The organism is Lactococcus sp. LG606, from assembly GCF_017309645.1.
GTDB classification, from domain to species: domain Bacteria; phylum Bacillota; class Bacilli; order Lactobacillales; family Streptococcaceae; genus Lactococcus; species Lactococcus petauri.
The window spans coordinates 1,340,401-1,357,945 of sequence record NZ_CP071301.1 but is presented as its reverse complement, the minus strand read 5'-3'; the positions used below and the strand labels follow the sequence as shown (position 1 = coordinate 1,357,945).

Annotated in this window: 15 protein-coding genes, 15 tRNA genes and 1 rRNA gene; 27 read left to right on the top strand and 4 right to left on the bottom strand. The window is 38.2% G+C overall.

Features of this window, described 5'->3' with window-relative positions; all coding sequences use genetic code 11:
- Positions 1-11: 11 nt before the first annotated feature.
- From rrf to J0J35_RS06675, 21 genes are all read left to right on the top strand, one after another.
- Positions 12-127: ribosomal RNA gene (gene rrf, locus J0J35_RS06775) — 5S ribosomal RNA — on the top strand.
- A 4-nt stretch (positions 128-131) separates the two neighbouring features.
- A tRNA-Val gene (locus tag J0J35_RS06770) sits at positions 132-204 on the top strand.
- Between the two features lie 2 nt (positions 205-206).
- A tRNA-Asp gene (locus J0J35_RS06765) sits at positions 207-279 on the top strand.
- 38 nt (positions 280-317) lie between these two features.
- Positions 318-390 (top strand) — tRNA-Lys (locus J0J35_RS06760).
- Between the two features lie 46 nt (positions 391-436).
- Positions 437-518: transfer RNA gene (locus J0J35_RS06755), tRNA-Leu, on the top strand.
- Positions 519-529: 11 nt separating this feature from the next.
- Positions 530-602 (top strand) — tRNA-Thr (locus tag J0J35_RS06750).
- Between the two features lie 70 nt (positions 603-672).
- A tRNA-Gly gene (locus J0J35_RS06745) sits at positions 673-744 on the top strand.
- Between the two features lie 17 nt (positions 745-761).
- A tRNA-Arg gene (locus J0J35_RS06740) sits at positions 762-835 on the top strand.
- A gap of 41 nt (positions 836-876) precedes the next feature.
- Positions 877-950 (top strand) — tRNA-Pro (locus tag J0J35_RS06735).
- Positions 951-978: 28 nt separating this feature from the next.
- Positions 979-1,052, top strand: a tRNA-Met gene (locus J0J35_RS06730).
- A gap of 15 nt (positions 1,053-1,067) precedes the next feature.
- Positions 1,068-1,141, top strand: a tRNA-Ile gene (locus J0J35_RS06725).
- Positions 1,142-1,147: 6 nt separating this feature from the next.
- Positions 1,148-1,237, top strand: a tRNA-Ser gene (locus J0J35_RS06720).
- A 7-nt stretch (positions 1,238-1,244) separates the two neighbouring features.
- A tRNA-Phe gene (locus J0J35_RS06715) sits at positions 1,245-1,317 on the top strand.
- A 3-nt stretch (positions 1,318-1,320) separates the two neighbouring features.
- Positions 1,321-1,391, top strand: a tRNA-Gly gene (locus tag J0J35_RS06710).
- A 39-nt stretch (positions 1,392-1,430) separates the two neighbouring features.
- Positions 1,431-1,504: transfer RNA gene (locus J0J35_RS06705), tRNA-Ile, on the top strand.
- A 38-nt stretch (positions 1,505-1,542) separates the two neighbouring features.
- Positions 1,543-1,630, top strand: a tRNA-Ser gene (locus J0J35_RS06700).
- 73 nt (positions 1,631-1,703) lie between these two features.
- Positions 1,704-3,590, top strand: a complete 1,887-nt coding sequence (gene dnaG, locus J0J35_RS06695; RefSeq protein WP_206916277.1) for a DNA primase — start codon at positions 1,704-1,706, stop codon at positions 3,588-3,590.
- Positions 3,591-3,625: 35 nt separating this feature from the next.
- A complete protein-coding gene (gene rpoD / locus J0J35_RS06690; RefSeq protein WP_017370526.1) occupies positions 3,626-5,008 on the top strand; it encodes an RNA polymerase sigma factor RpoD in 1,383 nt (460 codons plus the stop codon).
- Positions 5,009-5,225: 217 nt separating this feature from the next.
- On the top strand, positions 5,226-7,472 hold the full coding sequence (locus tag J0J35_RS06685; protein ID WP_206916275.1) for an ATP-dependent Clp protease ATP-binding subunit: 2,247 nt from the start codon (positions 5,226-5,228) through the stop codon (positions 7,470-7,472).
- 54 nt (positions 7,473-7,526) lie between these two features.
- Entirely contained in the window at positions 7,527-8,114 is a 588-nt protein-coding gene (gene yqeK / locus J0J35_RS06680; RefSeq protein ID WP_206916273.1) for a bis(5'-nucleosyl)-tetraphosphatase (symmetrical) YqeK, read from the top strand.
- Between the two features lie 82 nt (positions 8,115-8,196).
- On the top strand, positions 8,197-8,442 hold the full coding sequence (locus J0J35_RS06675) for a hypothetical protein (RefSeq protein WP_019292955.1): 246 nt from the start codon (positions 8,197-8,199) through the stop codon (positions 8,440-8,442).
- Positions 8,443-8,486: 44 nt separating this feature from the next.
- On the opposite strand, the gene def is transcribed toward J0J35_RS06675, so the two are convergent.
- The gene (def, locus tag J0J35_RS06670) at positions 8,487-9,113 is read right to left on the bottom strand and encodes a peptide deformylase (RefSeq protein WP_017370260.1); all 627 of its coding nucleotides are present in this window, start codon (positions 9,111-9,113) and stop codon (positions 8,487-8,489) included.
- A gap of 104 nt (positions 9,114-9,217) precedes the next feature.
- On the opposite strand from def, the gene J0J35_RS06665 reads away from it, so the two are divergent.
- Both J0J35_RS06665 and uvrB read left to right on the top strand, forming a co-directional pair.
- A complete protein-coding gene (locus J0J35_RS06665; RefSeq protein WP_017370530.1) occupies positions 9,218-9,673 on the top strand; it encodes an RNA pyrophosphohydrolase in 456 nt (151 codons plus the stop codon).
- Positions 9,670-11,658, top strand: coding sequence for an excinuclease ABC subunit UvrB (gene uvrB / locus J0J35_RS06660; protein WP_061414792.1), 1,989 nt, complete (start codon positions 9,670-9,672; stop codon positions 11,656-11,658). The genes J0J35_RS06665 and uvrB overlap by 4 nt, the downstream gene beginning before the upstream one ends.
- A gap of 26 nt (positions 11,659-11,684) precedes the next feature.
- Here the strand turns inward: uvrB and fabZ are convergent, their stop codons facing one another.
- Together fabZ and J0J35_RS06650 are read right to left on the bottom strand one after the other, a co-directional pair.
- Positions 11,685-12,143, bottom strand: a complete 459-nt coding sequence (gene fabZ / locus J0J35_RS06655) for a 3-hydroxyacyl-ACP dehydratase FabZ (RefSeq protein ID WP_003134189.1) — start codon at positions 12,141-12,143, stop codon at positions 11,685-11,687.
- Positions 12,144-12,420: 277 nt separating this feature from the next.
- Entirely contained in the window at positions 12,421-13,119 is a 699-nt protein-coding gene (locus tag J0J35_RS06650) for an N-acetylmannosamine-6-phosphate 2-epimerase (RefSeq protein ID WP_019292958.1), read from the bottom strand.
- 214 nt (positions 13,120-13,333) lie between these two features.
- Here J0J35_RS06650 and fabI point away from each other — a divergent pair, with 214 nt between their 5' ends.
- The 4 genes from fabI to J0J35_RS06630 all read left to right on the top strand — a co-directional run bounded on the left by fabI (position 13,334) and on the right by J0J35_RS06630 (position 16,453).
- The gene (gene fabI / locus J0J35_RS06645) at positions 13,334-14,086 is read left to right on the top strand and encodes an enoyl-ACP reductase FabI (protein ID WP_003134186.1); all 753 of its coding nucleotides are present in this window, start codon (positions 13,334-13,336) and stop codon (positions 14,084-14,086) included.
- Positions 14,087-14,306: 220 nt separating this feature from the next.
- Positions 14,307-14,510: a hypothetical protein gene (locus J0J35_RS06640; protein WP_003134184.1), complete on the top strand. Its 204-nt coding sequence runs from the start codon at positions 14,307-14,309 to the stop codon at positions 14,508-14,510.
- Positions 14,511-14,564: 54 nt separating this feature from the next.
- The gene (locus tag J0J35_RS06635) at positions 14,565-15,788 is read left to right on the top strand and encodes an MFS transporter (RefSeq protein WP_003134182.1); all 1,224 of its coding nucleotides are present in this window, start codon (positions 14,565-14,567) and stop codon (positions 15,786-15,788) included.
- An 8-nt stretch (positions 15,789-15,796) separates the two neighbouring features.
- Positions 15,797-16,453 carry a Crp/Fnr family transcriptional regulator gene (locus J0J35_RS06630; protein WP_206916271.1) on the top strand — a complete coding sequence of 219 codons (657 nt, stop codon included), beginning with the start codon at positions 15,797-15,799 and terminating at the stop codon, positions 16,451-16,453.
- Positions 16,454-16,552: 99 nt separating this feature from the next.
- Here J0J35_RS06630 and yidC read toward each other — a convergent pair whose 3' ends face one another.
- Positions 16,553-17,506 (bottom strand): membrane protein insertase YidC, encoded by a 954-nt coding sequence (gene yidC / locus J0J35_RS06625; RefSeq protein ID WP_003134180.1) that lies wholly within the window; start codon positions 17,504-17,506, stop codon positions 16,553-16,555.
- Positions 17,507-17,545 lie beyond the last annotated feature (39 nt).

The window sequence follows — 17,545 nt, the reverse complement described above, 5'->3', positions numbered from 1 at the left end:
TCAGACCATGATTTGGTATTCATTGCATAGGAGATACACCTGTTCCCATGTCGAACACAGAAGTTAAGTCCTATTACGCCGGAAGTAGTTGGGGGTTGCCCCCTGCGAGATAGGGTAAATGCCAAGTGATTGGGAGTTTAGCTCAGCTGGGAGAGCATCTGCCTTACAAGCAGAGGGTCAGCGGTTCGATCCCGTTAACTCCCATAGGTTCCGTAGTGTAGCGGTTATCACGTCGCCCTGTCACGGCGAAGATCGCGGGTTCGATTCCCGTCGGAACCGTTTCAAGTTGATAGACTTGAAAGGTAATAAAAGAAATAGACTCGTTAGCTCAGTTGGTAGAGCATTTGACTTTTAATCAAAGGGTCGCTGGTTCGAGCCCAGCACGGGTCATACTTTAACAATAGGTTGAGGTATAAAGCGTAAAAGAACTTGTCAAGCGGATGTGGTGAAATTGGCAGACACGCTAGATTTAGGTTCTAGTGCTTTAGGGCGTGGGGGTTCAAGTCCCTTCATCCGCATTTCTTTTATAGCCGACTTAGCTCAGTTGGTAGAGCATCTGATTTGTAATCAGAGGGTCGCGTGTTCGAATCATGTAGTCGGCATTCCTTTAACTGTTGGACCTAGTGTAGTGCAGCTAGAGGTATTTAGAAAGTTTTTCTTTCTTTAAGCGTTGCGAACGTAGTTCAGGGGTAGAACACAACCTTGCCATGGTTGGGGTCGCGAGTTCGAATCTCGTCGTTCGCTTTGAAATTAAATATTATGCACCCGTGGCTCAACTGGATAGAGTACCTGACTACGAATCAGGCGGTTGCAGGTTCGAATCCTGCCGGGTGCATTGATTTCTGAATGAAATCATGATGATAATGAACTTTATCTCGGGAAGTAGCTCAGCTTGGTAGAGTACTTGGTTTGGGACCAAGGTGTCGCAGGTTCGAATCCTGTCTTCCCGATTGATAGATTATTCTATCAGAAATTTTTGGCGGTGTAGCTCAGCTGGCTAGAGCGTTCGGTTCATACCCGAGAGGTCGGGGGTTCGATCCCCTTCGCCGCTATTATATTTTACAGCTGGATCTTTAGCTCAGTTGGTTAGAGCTCTCGGCTCATAACCGAGCGGTCGTTGGTTCGAATCCAACAAGATCCACTTTTTGGAGGATTACCCAAGTCCGGCTGAAGGGAACGGTCTTGAAAACCGTCAGGCGGGTAAAACCGTGCGTGGGTTCGAATCCCACATCCTCCTTTCCTTTGGCTCGGTAGCTCAGTTGGTAGAGCAATGGATTGAAGCTCCATGTGTCGGCGGTTCGATTCCGTCTCGCGCCATTTGCGGGTGTAGTTTAGTGGTAAAACCTCAGCCTTCCAAGCTGATGTTGTGAGTTCGATTCTCATCACCCGCTTAAAAATTTTCTGGGATATAGAAGATTTTTTAATAATTTGGGAGCATAGCTCAGTTGGTTAGAGCACTGTGTTGATAACGCAGGGGTCCGAGGTTCAAATCCTCGTGTTCCCATAGATGTTTATAATATCTATATATTGTGAATAACTGGTGGGGAGTTACTCAAGAGGCTGAAGAGGACGGTTTGCTAAATCGTTAGGTCGGGAAACCGGCGCGAGGGTTCGAATCCCTTACTCCCCTTCCGTACAACGACTATTGTTGAATAGTCGTTTTTTATGCTTTATGTAGAATGTTTAAGATGAGAGGGGGTTATATGGCTTTTCTTACGAACGAAGAAGTAACCGAGTTAAAAAATCAGGTAAATATTGCTGATTTAATTTCACAATATGTGCCTCTCACTAAGTCTGGAAAGAATTATTTAGGGCTATGTCCTTTTCATGGGGAAAAAACACCAAGCTTTAATGTCAATGCTGATAAAGGGTTTTATCACTGTTTTGGTTGTGGAAAATCTGGCGATGTTATTGATTTTATAAAAGATTATAAACAAGTTGGTTTTGTGGATGCAGTAAAAGATGTTGCGAGTTTTGCTGGAATCACCTTAAATATTGAGAATGATTCTACTGCAGAAAAAGATAATCCTCATGCAATGCTTTATGATATAAACAATCAAGCTGCACGGCTTTATAATATTGTTTTGACTTCGACAGAAATCGGTGAAAAAGCTCGGCTTTATTTAGAAAAACGTGGGATTACTTCTGAGATTATCAAGCAGTTTAATATCGGCTTAGCACCAGACGAAAATGATTTCATTTTTAAAAATCTCTCTGGAAAATTTGATGAAAGTGTTCAAGCGAATTCCGGGCTTTTCAACTTTTCAAGTAACAAGGTTTTTGATGCTTTTCAAAACAGAATTATGTTTCCACTCAAAAATGAGTACGGGCATGTTGTGGGATTTTCTGGCCGAAAATGGCAAGAAAATGATACAAGTAAGGCAAAGTATATTAATACAAGTGCAACAAAAATCTTTGATAAATCTTACGAGCTTTATAATTTGGATAGAGCAAAACCAGTTATTTCTAAAACACGTGAAGTTTACTTGATGGAAGGTTTCATGGATGTTATTGCAGCTTATAAAGCGGGTGTATATAATGTTGTGGCGACTATGGGAACAGCCTTAACTGATAAACACGTAAAGCGTTTAAAAAAAATAGCTAAAAATTATGTTCTTATCTATGATGGCGATCAGGCAGGTCAAAATGCAATATATAAAGCAATTGATTTGATTGGTGAAGAGAAGACACAGATTGTTCGTGTTCCAGAAGGCTTGGATCCAGATGATTACAGTAAAAAATATTCTTTAGAATCATTAGCTGGTCTGATGGAAAACAGCAGGATACAACCGACAGAATTTCTGATTGATTATTTGAAACCTGAAAACCTTTCAAATCTGCAAAACCAATTGGATTTTATTGAGCAAATGGCGCCTGTTATTGCAAGGGTTTCGTCAATTACAGCACAGGATGCTTTTATAAGAAAATTAGTTGAGATTTTACCTGATTTCGAGTATAATCAAGTAGAGCAATCTGTCAATTTAAAGCGTGAAAACGTCCTTAAATCAAGGGCAGAAGCGGGAAATTTTGAAGAGAGTTTTGGGAGATTTTCGGAAGAAGATTTTTCGAATTATCCTGATCCTGGTTTTATTGCAACGGAGCAAGATTATTATGGTGATTTTCCTTCTGGTCAAGAGGCTGCTAAAACTGTACAACAGCCGCAACTTCCAAGTTTATCACGAAGTGAACGGGCAGAGGAACAACTTTTGAATCGCATGATTTATCATCAGAGTATTCTTCAAAAATTTGCGGAGGATGAAACTTTTCGCTTTGTCCATCAGCGTTACCAGAACCTTTTTGACAAAATCATACTTGAGGTTATGAGTTTTGAAGAAATTGATCCTTCTCACTTTGGTACCTCATTAGATACCGATGAGAAAAATTTATTTTATCAAATCTTAAGTCTTGATTTGCCAGATGAGACAAGTAGTCAGGAGCTCGAAGATTTGGTGGCCGTTTTTGCAAAGGAAATGGAGCAAATAAAGTTTAGTGAATTGCAAAAACAACTAGAGAATGCCCAAAAAGTAGGCAACAAGGAACGTGAGCTGGAACTCACAATCCAAATCATTAATCAGAAGAAAAAAATATAAGCTATTGCTTATATTGTTCATTGGGGAGGATTAAATTGGCAAGTAATAATAAAAAAAGAATCAGTCAAATTGCAAAAGAAACTGGAATCACTAACAAAGCTTTAATCGCAAAAGCACAAGAGCTTGGTATGGCGGTTAAATCGCATTCAAGTTCTATTTTTGAAGCTGAAGAAGCAAAACTCCTTGCGGCAATGGATTTTAAACCAATTATTGTTGAAAAAGTTGATGTGGAAGAGTTAAAAGAAAAAGGTTCTAAACATGTAACTTCTGTTAAAGAAAAAGCGGCCAAGAAAATCGATATTAAAGATTCGGATACTTTTGACAATAAGGCTTTTGATAAAGCAGTAGCAGCTTATATTACAAAACGTAAACCTCTCGAAGAAGCTTTAGATGATGAAATTACAGATGAGCTTGTGGTGAAGTTTGGTTTGGAAGCCGAAGCTATCGAAGATTTGCTTCAACAAATCCAAGATGCAGGTATTTCTATTGTTGATAAAGAAGGAAATCCTAGTCCATTAGCTTTGCAAGCTGAAGAAGAAGAAAAGCTTGATGATAATGCCATGGATGAAATCGTGACAAATGTCCGTATTGATGATCCTGTCCGTATGTATCTTAAGGAAATCGGACGTTATCCATTGATTTCGCTTGAAGAAGAAACAAAACTTGCGGAAGCTATCGTGGCAGGTGGTGATGAAGCAGAATTTGCCAAACAAATGCTTGCGGAAGCCAATTTACGTTTGGTTGTTTCAATTGCAAAGCGTTATTCTGGACGAGGGATGCAATTCCTGGATTTGATCCAAGAAGGAAACATGGGACTTATGAAAGCTGTGGACAAATTTGACCATACGAAAGGTTTCAAATTCTCAACTTATGCGACCTGGTGGATTCGTCAAGCAATCACACGTGCGATTGCTGACCAAGCACGTACAATTCGTATTCCTGTCCACATGGTCGAAACAATCAATAAGTTAATCCGTGTACAACGTAATCTTTTACAAGAATTAGGTCGTGATCCTTTACCAGAAGAAATTGGTAAAGAATTGCACATGACACCTGATAAAGTTCGTGAAGTCTTAAAAATTGCGCAGGAACCTGTATCATTGGAAACACCTATTGGTGAGGAAGACGATTCACACCTTGGAGATTTCATTGAAGATGATGTGATTGAAAGTCCGGTAGACTATACCAACCGTATCTTGCTTCGTGAACAGCTTGATGAAGTTATGGATACCTTAACGGACCGCGAAGAAAACGTATTGCGTATGCGTTTTGGACTTGATGATGGACGTATGCACACACTTGAAGATGTTGGTAAACAATTTAAAGTGACACGTGAACGTATTCGTCAAATTGAAGCGAAAGCGATTAAAAAGTTACGTCATCCTCGTCGTAGCAAACCATTGCGTGACTTTATGTAATATAAAAAACTCTCTCGACAGATGTCGAAGAGTTTTTTCTTATAATTGAAAAAGAATATAGTACAAAAGATTTGATAAATTTGAGAGAAGTGATATAATAAAAATTATTAAAGGTCAAAAAAGGTCAAACTTTAAATAAAAGAAGCCAGACATGATTCTTTAATTCTAAAAAAATAAGTTAAAATAAAGAAAAGACGTAACCACAAAGGAGGAAGAGATGCTCTGCCAAAATTGTAAAATAAACGAAGCGACAATTCACCTTTATACAAATGTGAATGGCCAGCGTAAGCAAGTGGATTTATGCCAAAACTGTTATCAAATTATGAAATCAGGTGGTCAAGAAAGCTTGTTTGCTGGAGCTACAAATATTTCGAATAATGATGATCCTTTTAATCCATTTCCAGATATTTTCCAAGCCTTACATGGTAATGATCAAGGTCGGACAATGACACCTCCAACACAAGCGGGTGGTCGAGGCCCAGGAGGTCCACAAAATCCTCGTGGAAGTCAAGCACCTAAAGGACTTCTTGAAGAATTCGGAGTCAACATTACTGATGCTGCACGTCGTGGAGAAATAGATCCTGTTATTGGACGGGATTCTGAAATTACACGTGTTATCGAAATTTTGAATCGTCGAACAAAAAATAATCCTGTTCTTATCGGTGAACCTGGTGTTGGGAAAACAGCAGTTGTTGAAGGTTTAGCCCAAAAAATAGTTGATGGTGATGTACCACAAAAACTACAAAATAAAGAAGTTATTCGTCTTGATGTTGTCAGTCTCGTCCAAGGTACTGGTGTGCGTGGGCAATTTGAAGAGCGTATGCAAAAACTGATGGAAGAGATTCATAAACGTGATGACGTTATCCTCTTCATTGATGAAATTCATGAGATTGTGGGCGCAGGCTCTGCTGGGGAAGGAAATATGGATGCTGGAAATATCCTTAAACCGGCTTTAGCACGTGGAGAACTCCAACTTGTTGGAGCAACAACCCTCAATGAATATCGAATTATTGAAAAAGATGCAGCGCTTGAGCGTCGGATGCAACCTGTTAAAGTTGATGAACCTTCTGTAGATGAGACTATCACAATCTTACGTGGTATTCAAAAACGTTATGAAGATTATCATCATGTAAAATACTCAGATGAAGCAATCCTAGCTGCTGCAAATCTGTCTAACCGTTATATTCAGGACCGTTTCCTTCCCGATAAAGCAATAGACTTGCTGGACGAAGCGGGTTCGAAAAAGAATCTGACCCTCAAATTTGTTGATCCTGAGGACATAAAGAAACGTATTGAGCAAGCAGAGGCGCAAAAAAACGAAGCCATGCAACGTGAAGATTTTGAGAAAGCAGCTCATTTCCGTGATCAAATCGCTAAGCTTCGTGAGCTTCAAAGCCATGAAATCTCAGATACTGACATGCCAAATATCACAGAAAAAGATATTGAAGCAATTGTTGAAGAAAAGACACATATACCTGTAGGTGATTTGAAAGAAAAAGAACAAACACAGCTCATTAATCTAGCTGAAGACTTGAAAGAACATGTTATCGGGCAAGATGAAGCGATTGATAAAATTTCTAAAGCTGTGCGTCGTTCGCGTGTCGGACTTGGAAAGCCTAATCGTCCTATCGGTTCATTCCTCTTTGTTGGACCTACTGGTGTAGGGAAGACCGAACTTGCAAAACAATTGGCTTATGAGCTTTTTGGCTCAAGAGATAGCATGATTCGCTTTGACATGTCGGAATACATGGAAAAACATAGTGTGGCTAAGTTGATTGGTGCTCCTCCAGGATATGTGGGGTATGAAGAAGCAGGTCAGTTGACAGAACGTGTGCGCCGTAACCCATACAGCTTAATTTTATTGGATGAGATTGAGAAAGCTCACCCGGATGTAATGCATATGTTCTTGCAAATTCTTGATGACGGGCGTTTGACAGATGCGCAAGGTCGTACAGTTTCCTTCAAAGATGCCATCATCATTATGACATCGAATGCTGGTACAGGTAAGGTTGAAGCAAGTGTTGGTTTTGGCGCTGCACGTGAAGGACGTACGAATTCAGTGCTTGGAGAGTTGGGTAATTTCTTCAGTCCAGAATTCATGAACCGTTTTGATGCTATCATTGAATTCTCAGCATTGAGCAAAGAAAACTTGCTTAAGATTGTAGATTTAATGTTGGATGAAGTAAATGCTCAAATCGCTCAAAATGATATTCATCTTGACGTCACACAGGCGGTTAAAGAAAAACTCGTTGATCTGGGCTACGATCCGAAAATGGGAGCACGCCCATTACGTCGTACCATCCAGGATAATATCGAGGATGCTATTGCTGATTTTTATATCGAGCATCCTGAGTATAAAGAATTACTTGCAGATTTGGTTGATGATAAGATTGTTATTGTGAATAAGCCTGAAGAAGTAAAAGGCACAGCGGATACATCTGATACTGAAGATGAGGAGAAATAAAAAAAGATAAGACCGGTTGATGGTCTTATCTTTTTTTGTTAAAGTAAGGTAAATATGAAAAATACAAATCAACTTAAACAAGAGATAAAAACTTTTTTATTAGAAAAGGAATGTTATGCAACATATAACCATTGCATAACTGTTGGTGACTATGCTGAAGAAATAGGACATGCATTTCTAAATGAAGCAGAAAGAGAGCAAGTAAAAATGGCAGGATACTTACATGATATTTCTGCTATTTATCCCAATAATGAAAGAATTTTTGTAGCAGAAGATATGAAGATAAAGCTATTTAAGGAAGAAAGACAATTTCCTCTGATTATTCATCAAAAAATATCAAGGATAATGGCTCAAAGAGAATTTGGTATCCAAGACGAAAAAATTCTTTCAGCAATTTCTTGCCATACTACCTTGAAGAAAAAATTTTCAAAGGTTGATTTAGTTTTATTTGTGGCTGACAAAATAAGATGGGATCAAGAAGGACAACCTCCTTATCTAAAGGAAATCACTCAGGCGCTAAATTATTCTTTTGAAGCAGCAGCCTTTGCTTATATTGATTATATTTTGAAACACGATATAAAAGTTATTCATCCTTGGCTTTTAGAAGCTTATGAATTTTTAAATCTGAGAAGAATTGGTTAATGAAAAAACTTTATCTTTGGTGCATATTCCTTATATTTTTCGTGCTAATAAATAACTAAAAATACTTTTAGGGGGAATACTTATGCTCTGGAGAATTTTAAACGAAGAAGATATGGCTCGGAAATATGATCAAGAAACGTCTTCAAAATACACAGCCTTTAATCAAGTCAATAATTATTTTATTGGAGCAATTAGTGGATTTGTGATAATAATCGCTCTCCCCTCATATATTTTCCTTTTTTACCCTGTTTACCTTATAATAACAATTATCCTTAATGTTCAAGACTATAGGATAAGAAAAAGGAAACTTGAAAAATTATTAAAATAAAAAAGAATAAGCTTTTTAGACTTATTCTTTTTTATTGGGGGAAATTATTGGACAATCAGAAGTCCATCTTTGACAGCCCAAGGTTCTTTTTCATTGATGTGATCGTAGAACATTATACCATTTGTATGGTCGATCTCATGTTGGACACACATTGAAGGGAAATCTTTCAGACGAATCTTGTGTTTCTCACCATTTTTGTCATAGTATTCTACAGTTACACGCGCGTGACGGATAACCAGACCAGGGACTTCACGATCGACAGAAAGACAACCTTCACCAGACTCAATAGCTGCATCTTGAACAGAGTGACTTACAATTTTAGCATTATACATGATTTCTGCCAACTTATAAGCTTCTTTAGGTGCAACTTCATTACCATTTTCATCTACTTCTGGATCGTTAGGGATAAGGACAGCGATAATTTTTTTGGCAATATCGAGTTGATTGGCTGCTAAACCAACACCTGGACGGAGCTGCATTTTTTCCGCCATTGCTGGATTTTGTGAATTACGGAGAAATTCCATCATTTTTTCGCCTAGAATGATATCTTCATCAGACAAGGGTAAGCTTACTTCATCAGCAACAGTACGTAGCGTTTCGTTTCCTTCACGGACAATATCGTCCATGCTAATCATATGACTTGCTTTGATTAATTTTTCTTGTACAGACATTTTTTTACTTCCTTGATATATTATTACTATTAGTTAATTATATCATAAATTTTCAGTCAAAAATGTTAAAATTGATTAAAGAGAAGGTTTATAAGGGGGCAGAAATGAAAACTTATAGAAAAAATACAGCAGCAATCATTTTGAATGCAGAAAATGAAATTTTACTCTTTCAACGTGCAGATTTGCCACAAATTTGGGGTTTCCCACAAGGAGGAATTGAGACAAGTGAAACCCCTGAACAAGCCGTGGTAAGAGAACTTGAAGAAGAGATTGGTACGCAAGATTTTGAAATTATAGGGAAATATCCAGAACTATTACGGTATGATTTTCCAGAAGGTATGACTTTTCCTGATTGGAGCTATGATGGACAAGAGCAACAGTATTTTCTTATCCGACTTTATCCCGAGGCTTCTATAAATGTAAAAACTGGTCATCCTGAGTTTATCAGCTATAAGGCTGTGCCTTTTGCAGATATTGATTTTAATGCATTTAGTTTCAAAGCCGACGTATACCGAAAGGCCCTCACTTATTTTAAAAAAGAATTTAAGGAAATAAAATGATAGAACGTATAACAGATAATAAATTTGATCTGGTCAGCAAGTATGAGCCAGCTGGAGATCAAGGACAAGCTATTGAGACGCTTGTAGAAAATATTGAAAATGGTGAAAAAGCGCAAATTTTACGAGGAGCTACTGGTACAGGTAAAACATATACCATGAGCCAAGTTATTGCGCGGACAAATAAACCTACCTTAGTTATGGCACATAATAAGACACTTGCGGGTCAGCTTTACAGTGAATTCAAAGAGTTTTTCCCTAATAATGCTGTCGAATATTTTGTCAGTTACTATGATTATTACCAACCTGAAGCTTATGTGCCTTCTTCAGATACTTATATTGAAAAAGACAGTTCTGTCAATGATGAGATTGATAAACTGCGTCATAGTGCAACAAGTTCCCTTTTAGAGCGCAATGATGTCATTGTCGTTGCTTCTGTTTCATGTATTTATGGTTTGGGTTCTCCTAAGGAATATCAAGATAGCGTCGTCAGCTTACGTCCTGGACTGGAAATCTCTCGTGATAAATTACTCAACGATTTAGTGGGCATCCAGTTTGAACGTAATGATATCGATTTTCAACGTGGTCGTTTTCGTGTACGTGGAGATGTTGTGGAAGTATTCCCAGCATCACGAGATGAGCATGCTTTTCGTGTTGAATTTTTTGGTGATGAAATTGACCGGATCCGTGAAATAGAAGCCCTGACAGGACAAGTTTTAGGCGAAGTAGACCATCTTGCTATATTCCCGGCTACTCACTTTATGACTAATGACGACCGTATGGAAGAGTCCATTGCCAAGATTGAAGCAGAACTTCAACAGCAATTAAAGGTCTTCCGTAGTGAAGGGAAGCTCCTTGAAGCGCAACGTTTGGAACAAAGAACCAACTACGATATTGAAATGCTACGTGAGATGGGCTATTGTAATGGCGTCGAAAACTACTCGCGTCATATGGACGGCCGTACCGAAGGGGAACCACCTTTCACTTTACTTGATTTCTTCCCTGATGATTTCATGATTATGATTGACGAAAGCCACATGACGATGGGTCAAGTAAAGGGAATGTATAATGGTGACCGGGCGCGTAAAGATATGCTGGTTAATTATGGTTTCCGTCTGCCTTCAGCCTTGGATAACCGTCCGCTTCGTCGGGAAGAGTTTGAAAGTCATGTACATCAAATTGTCTATGTTTCTGCCACACCTGGTGACTATGAAATGGAGCAAACAGAGACAATCGTGGAGCAAATTATACGTCCTACAGGTCTTCTTGATCCTATCGTGGAAGTTCGGCCAATGATGGGGCAAATTGACGATCTCTTAGGAGAAATCAATGCGCGTGTTGAAAAAGATGAACGTGTTTTTGTAACAACCTTGACGAAAAAGATGGCTGAAGATTTAACTTCCTATTTCAAAGAAATGGGTGTAAAAGTTAAGTACATGCACAGTGATATCAAAACTTTGGAGCGAACAGAAATTATTCGTGACTTGAGATTGGGTGTTTTTGATGTATTAGTCGGTATTAATCTTTTACGTGAGGGGATTGATGTGCCAGAAGTTTCTCTGGTTGCTATTTTGGATGCGGATAAGGAAGGTTTCTTACGTAATGAGCGTGGCTTGATTCAAACCATCGGACGTGCTGCACGTAATTCTAATGGACGTGTCATCATGTATGGTGATAATATTACACAGTCTATGCAACGTGCAATGGATGAAACGAGTCGTCGTCGTGAAATTCAAATGGCATATAATGAAAAACATGGGATTGTGCCACAAACCATTAAGAAAGAAATTCGTGATCTGATTTCAATTACGAAACGTACCGAAAGTGGAGAAGTTGAAGAAGTTTCGGCTGAAGCAATGACGAAAAAAGAACGTAAAGCATTACTTAAAAAGCTGGAGAAAGAAATGGCGGAAGCTGCAGGAGCGCTTGACTTTGAATCAGCTGCGCAGTTACGAGACATGATTTTGGAAATTAAGGCTTTAGATTAAATAAAAAAAGAGCAGGTGCTCTTTTTTTATTTTTCTTGTTCAGCGGCTTCATCCACGATGAAGGTAAACTCACAAGTTGTTACTTTCTTGCCATCAACATATGCGGCAGCATCAGCCTTACCTACTTTGCCGCGGAATTTAGTGATTTCAAATTCGAGTTTCATTACATCACCAGGAACAACTTTTTGACGGAATTTAGCTTTGTCGATGCCACCAATATAGGCCATTTTTCCTTGGAATTCTTCTTTTTTAAGAATCAAGATAGAACCGGCTTGAGCTAAACTTTCCAAAATCAAAACGCCTGGGAAAGTTGGGTTGCCAGGGAAATGCCCATTAAAAACTTCTTCGTTAATTGTAACGTTTTTTGTTGCAAGAATCTTATTTTCTGAGATTTCGTCAACATAATCGATAAACATAATAGGATAACGGTTAGGAATAACTTCCATTACTTCTGTCGCTGTCATAGCATACTTTGAATTTGTCATATTAATAGTACCTCATATTTTATTTGTACTATCTCATTATATCACTATTTTTATTGTTTTATGTATAAAAACATTAAAATGCTCCTTGGATTGCTACTATAGACCATGGAGAAATTCGATAGAGGTATAACTAGAGCCAAGCATGGCAAATTTTTAGAATATTAAACTTAGATGTTTATTACTAGAAAAATTGAAGACACTAGTGCTATACTATTTGAGTAAAGATTACTTTAACATAAGCTCTATCTCTCAGCCACCCTTGGTTTGAGAGATTTTTTTATTCAGCTTGCTTTATAGCTTTGATAAAGCGGGCAGTAATCTCATGAGGACGTGTAATTGCTCCACCAACAACTTGAGCGAGCACACCAAGTTCCTGAATTTTTTTAGCCTGCTCGGGAATATGGATACCACCTTCAGCAATCACCGGAATATTGCTGTCCAAGAGTGACTGAATAAGCTCAATATCAGGTTGAGGTCGTTCTTTTGTTGCCTCAGTATAACCAGAAAGTGTGGTTCCGACAAAGTCACAACCAGCTTCATAGGCCGCTTTTCCAGCAGCAAAAGTATCAATATCTGCCATTAGCAATTGATGAGGATATTTTTCCTTCACCTGATGAACAAAATCTGCCATACTTAAACCATCATGACGTTCACGCAGTGTACAATCTAGGGCAATTACGGCGATATTAAGGCTAGCTAACTCATCAACTTCCTGCATAGTTGCAGTAATATAGGGTTCTTGTGGAGGATAATCACGTTTGATGAGGCCGATAATGGGCACATCAACAACCTCTTTAATTTCTTCAATGTCTCGTACAGAATTTGCTCGAATACCTACAGCACCCGCATTTTGGACACCTAAAGCGATAAGAGGCATAATTCCACCATCAATAGTATAAAGTGGTTCGCCTGGCAACGCTTGACAGGAAACAATCAGTCCACCGCGGACTTTTTCAATAAATTCTTGCTTATTCATAAAACCTCTCTTTCATTCTTAATTTTATTGTATCATCAAATTTAGGATTTTTAAAACGTTTTCTTTTAGATTGAAGAGGGAAACTTGACAATTACAGGCTTTTACATTACAATGTTTTATGTAGTAAGTATTTTGATATACTAAACTATTTACTTATATTTTTTAACTTATATTTTCTGAAATATATTTTTTTATTTTAAGGGGACTTATTTATATGTTTTTAGAAGGAAAAAAAATCGTCATTATGGGTGTGGCTAACAACAAGTCTATCGCTTGGGGTTGCGCTAAAGCTATGAAAGATCAAGGGGCGACCTTGATTTACACTTATCAAAATGAACGTATGGAAAAACAGCTTGCAAAGCTTGCTGGACCAGAAGATCTACTTATTGAATGTGATGTTGTATCTGACGAATCTATCCGTCGCGCATTTTCAACTATTGAAAGCCGCGTGGGCAAAATAGATGGTTTGGTACATGCCATTGCTTATTCAAAAAAAGAAGAACTTGATGGTAATGTATCTGATATCTCACGTGACGGCTATGCCCTTGCACAAGATATCTCAGCTTACTCATTGCTTGCTGTAGCAAAAGCTGCAAAACCTTTATTCAATGAAGGCTCTGGTATTGTTACTTTGAGCTATATGGGCTCTGTTCGTGCGATTCCTAACTACAATGTAATGGGTATTGCTAAAGCAGCTCTAGAAGCAAGTGTACGTTACTTGGCAGCAGAAATGGCACACGTTGGTGTTCATGTTAATGCTATTTCAGCGGGTGCAATCAAAACACTTGCGGTATCTGGTGTTGCAGGCTACAAAGATTTGATTAAAGAATCAAACAGCCGTACAGCTGACGGTAAGGGAGTAACGATCGAAGAAGTTGGACAAACCGCAGCCTTCCTCGTTAGTCCTTTAGCTACAGGCGTCATTGGAGATGTGGTTTATGTGGATAAAGGTGTTCACTTGACATAAGCAAAAACAGAGAAATACTTGATAGGCTTTTGGCCTTATCAAGTATTTTTTTTTTATTTTTACAAATAAGAGTTGTTAACATATGTTGTTCATATTTTGCAGTATAAATTGTTGTAGCGATGTTACGCTTTTTCTTATATTATATTTCTTGTACATAAAATGTCGAAATGAAAGTGGCCACTAAATTTTTGACGAGAATAAAGAAAAGGAAAATTTAATAATGAAATTTGAATTTAAAAGTTTATCTACATATGAAGAAGATGCGACCCCTAACTTTATGGGCGGAGTAAACTACCACAGTCTAATCGAAGAATTTGACTCCATGGCCGAAGCTGTAAAATATGTGACTGATCATCACGGTTATTTGATTACAGATAATGGAAAATTTGCTTTTGAAGTAAGAAATATCTCCCTTATCAAATAACAAATAAAAAAGTATCTTCATAAGATACACATCAGTCGAGGAATAGAAAAAATCATGAAAAAAGAAAGTCTTTTTACAGCTACTTTCATTATTAATACACTTATTAGCTTTTTATTTTATATTGTTTTTTACGTTTTAACGTCATCTATAGGGACGTATGCGATGGAAGAACTCCATCAATCTACAGTAGTGAGCTTATCATTATCAAGTATCTTTGTTATCGGGGCGCTTATAGGGCGTGTATGGACCGGTATCGTTGTAACACGGATTGGGATGAAAAAGCTCCTTTATGTAGGTGGAATTATCTTTTTAGTTTTAACCTTGGGGTATTATGCAACGACTAATATACCTTTACTCTTTGTTATACGTGTAATTCAAGGTATGGGATTTGGGATTGGAGCAACAGCTTCAGGAACGATTGCTGGACATATTGTTCCAGCTTCAAGACGAGGCGAAGGGATTGGCTATTATGCTTTGTCCGTTACGCTGGCTGCAGCTGTGGGACCTGCTTTAAGTATTTCCATTTATTCTTCTTCGTTAGGTTTTAATGGGCTTCTTGCTTTGGCACTTATCTTACTTATTTTAACTTTTGTTTTGATATTCTTTGTCCATGTAAAAGAGCTCTCCGAAGAAGAAGTGCAGGAAGCATTACTTCACAGTCCAAAAGGCTTAGATAAATACATCGAAAAATCAGCCTTACCTATTTCTTTTGTGGCCTTTTTGGCAGGATTTATTGACTCCGCTATTTTAACAGGAATGGGGCCATTTACATCCTTCTTACATATTTCGACTGCTGGTTCATTATTCTTTACCTTATATGCTGTCTTGATTTTCTTATCACGCCCATTAACAGGACGCATGTTTGATACTAAAGGAGACAATTGGGTATTCCATCCTGTCTTTATCTTCTTTGCAATTTCAATGCTCTTCGTTGGTTTAGCAGGTTTCATGAGTCCAGGTGCTGGCTTTATCATGTTGCTTATTGCTGGAGGGACATTTGGTCTCGGTTATGGAGGAGTTGCACCTTTTGGTCAAGCTATTGCGATTCGTGAAGCACGTAAAGATCGTATAGGTGTTGCAACTTCAACTTTCTTTGGCTTTTTAGATTTGGGCGTTGGCGGCGGTCCGATTATCCTCGGAGCTATCATTCCAATGCTTGGAAAAGGTATGGTTGGATTCCGTAACCTGTATCTTTACAGTGCGCCAGCGGTTGTCATCGTATGGATTATCTATTATCTTGTGCATGGGAAAAAACAACACCAGACAAATGTTGCTTAAAAAATGGTATGAATGACATAGAATACGTAGTAGAGCTTTTAGAAGAAAAAAATGTGAGTGTAGTTAGGCGTAGGAAACACAGCTATATCATGTATCAAGGCATTGAATCAGAGTATCTTTATGTTCTTAAAGAAGGTGTAGTAAAACTGAGCAGTATTTTGCGAAATGGTCGTGAGTTTAATATTACTTATGTTTGTGAACCAGATTTTGTTTCATTGCTTGAAGAAGAACAACTGGATGGAGTTTCAGCTCTCTTTAATGTGAGAATAGAGTCGGATGAGGCAACTTTTTATCGGGTGCCACGTAAAGTTTTTTGGGAATGGATTGATAAAGATATCAAGCTGTTTCGTATTGTGGATAATTTCTATCGTAAAAGATTAGTCATGATCTTAGAAGCCTTGCAAAAAATGACTGTAAACGGCAAAAAAGGCGCTGTATGCGCGTGTTTATATAATTTCATTGATTGCTTTGGTAAACAAAAAGCGGAAGGGATATTAATTGATTTTCCCGTAACCAATGAAGACATAGCAGGATTTTGTGGAATCTCAACACGAACCAGTGTTAACAGAATACTTCGTGAACTTCGGGAAGAAAAAATTATTGATATTGTTCAGCATAAGATTATGATTTGTGATCAATACAGCTTACAAAACTATATCAGCTAGAGTGAAGAACAGAGTTCAAAACCTCCAGAATCTTAAGGTTCTGGAGGTTTTTTTGGCTAGAATAAAAGAAGCAACATAAACTTGCTTCTTTAGAGTGTATTATTTACGCTTTTGCTTACCAGCATTACGTCCGTTATTATTCTTCTTACGTGGTGCATCCAAATCTTTCAATCCTTGTTGTGTTGCAGATTTAGGAGTGACATCTTTTGGAAGATCAGCCATTTTTGGAGGATTATTTTTAAATTCTTCGTCAATTTTTTTACGCATGCGTGGTTTCATAACGTAAGTAATGATAATTTGTTGGATAACCATCACGATACCACCAACAGCCCAATAAAGAGCTACACCTGCAGGGGACATAAAACTGAAAACAATAATCATCACAGGACTCATAATGAGCATAGTCATACCTGTTTTCTTTTGTTCAGGTGTCATACTCTTGGTTGAAATCCAAGTTTGCAGGAAGTAGAAAACACCCGCAATCAGAGTGATTACAATACTTGAACGTCCGAGGTCAATTCCAAAGAAAGTTGCTGTTGAAATACCAGGAGTATAGGCTGCAGCATTATAGAGGGCAATGAAGAAAGGCCATTGGATAAGTAGGGGGAGACAACCCAATGAAGATAACATATTGATACCATTATCTTTTTGTGCTTTCATCAAAGCTTGTTGGGCAGCCATACGTTCTTCAGGTGTCGTTGCAGCTTTCAATCTTGCATTAAGTGGTTCAAACACTGGAGCCAAGTAAGCTGTTTTTTCTTGCATATAAGTGGACTTATAGGCTTGGTTGAGTCCCAATGGAAGGATAAGGAAACGGATAATCAGAGTGACTAAGACGATACCCCAACCATAACCAAGGTTCATGTTATTCGCAAACACATCGACAAAGGCTGACATTGGTTTAACAAGAATTTGGTAAGTCATACCATGTGTTGCAGCTTCGGTAGGGACACGCACACCATCAACAATATGGGTTTGGACACAGCCAGAGAGCAAGAGCAAACCAGCACTTGCTACACCCAAGAGGGACAATTTTTTGTTCAAATTTTTCAAAATAAATTCGCTTTCTATAAATAAACGGTCTGTTACCAT

Bases quoted from the DNA above. Each gene is read 5' to 3' on its own strand.
- dnaG (WP_206916277.1), top strand. From the start codon at position 1,704: ATGGCTTTTCTTACGAACGAAGAAGTAACCGAGTTAAAAAATCAGGTA.
- J0J35_RS06685 (WP_206916275.1), top strand. From the start codon at position 5,226: ATGCTCTGCCAAAATTGTAAAATAAACGAAGCGACAATTCACCTTTAT.
- yqeK (WP_206916273.1), top strand. From the start codon at position 7,527: ATGAAAAATACAAATCAACTTAAACAAGAGATAAAAACTTTTTTATTA.
- J0J35_RS06675 (WP_019292955.1), top strand. From the start codon at position 8,197: ATGCTCTGGAGAATTTTAAACGAAGAAGATATGGCTCGGAAATATGAT.
- def (WP_017370260.1), bottom strand. From the start codon at position 9,113: ATGTCTGTACAAGAAAAATTAATCAAAGCAAGTCATATGATTAGCATG.
- J0J35_RS06665 (WP_017370530.1), top strand. From the start codon at position 9,218: ATGAAAACTTATAGAAAAAATACAGCAGCAATCATTTTGAATGCAGAA.
- uvrB (WP_061414792.1), top strand. From the start codon at position 9,670: ATGATAGAACGTATAACAGATAATAAATTTGATCTGGTCAGCAAGTAT.
- fabZ (WP_003134189.1), bottom strand. From the start codon at position 12,143: ATGACAAATTCAAAGTATGCTATGACAGCGACAGAAGTAATGGAAGTT.
- J0J35_RS06650 (WP_019292958.1), bottom strand. From the start codon at position 13,119: ATGAATAAGCAAGAATTTATTGAAAAAGTCCGCGGTGGACTGATTGTT.
- fabI (WP_003134186.1), top strand. From the start codon at position 13,334: ATGTTTTTAGAAGGAAAAAAAATCGTCATTATGGGTGTGGCTAACAAC.
- J0J35_RS06640 (WP_003134184.1), top strand. From the start codon at position 14,307: ATGAAATTTGAATTTAAAAGTTTATCTACATATGAAGAAGATGCGACC.
- J0J35_RS06635 (WP_003134182.1), top strand. From the start codon at position 14,565: ATGAAAAAAGAAAGTCTTTTTACAGCTACTTTCATTATTAATACACTT.
- J0J35_RS06630 (WP_206916271.1), top strand. From the start codon at position 15,797: ATGAATGACATAGAATACGTAGTAGAGCTTTTAGAAGAAAAAAATGTG.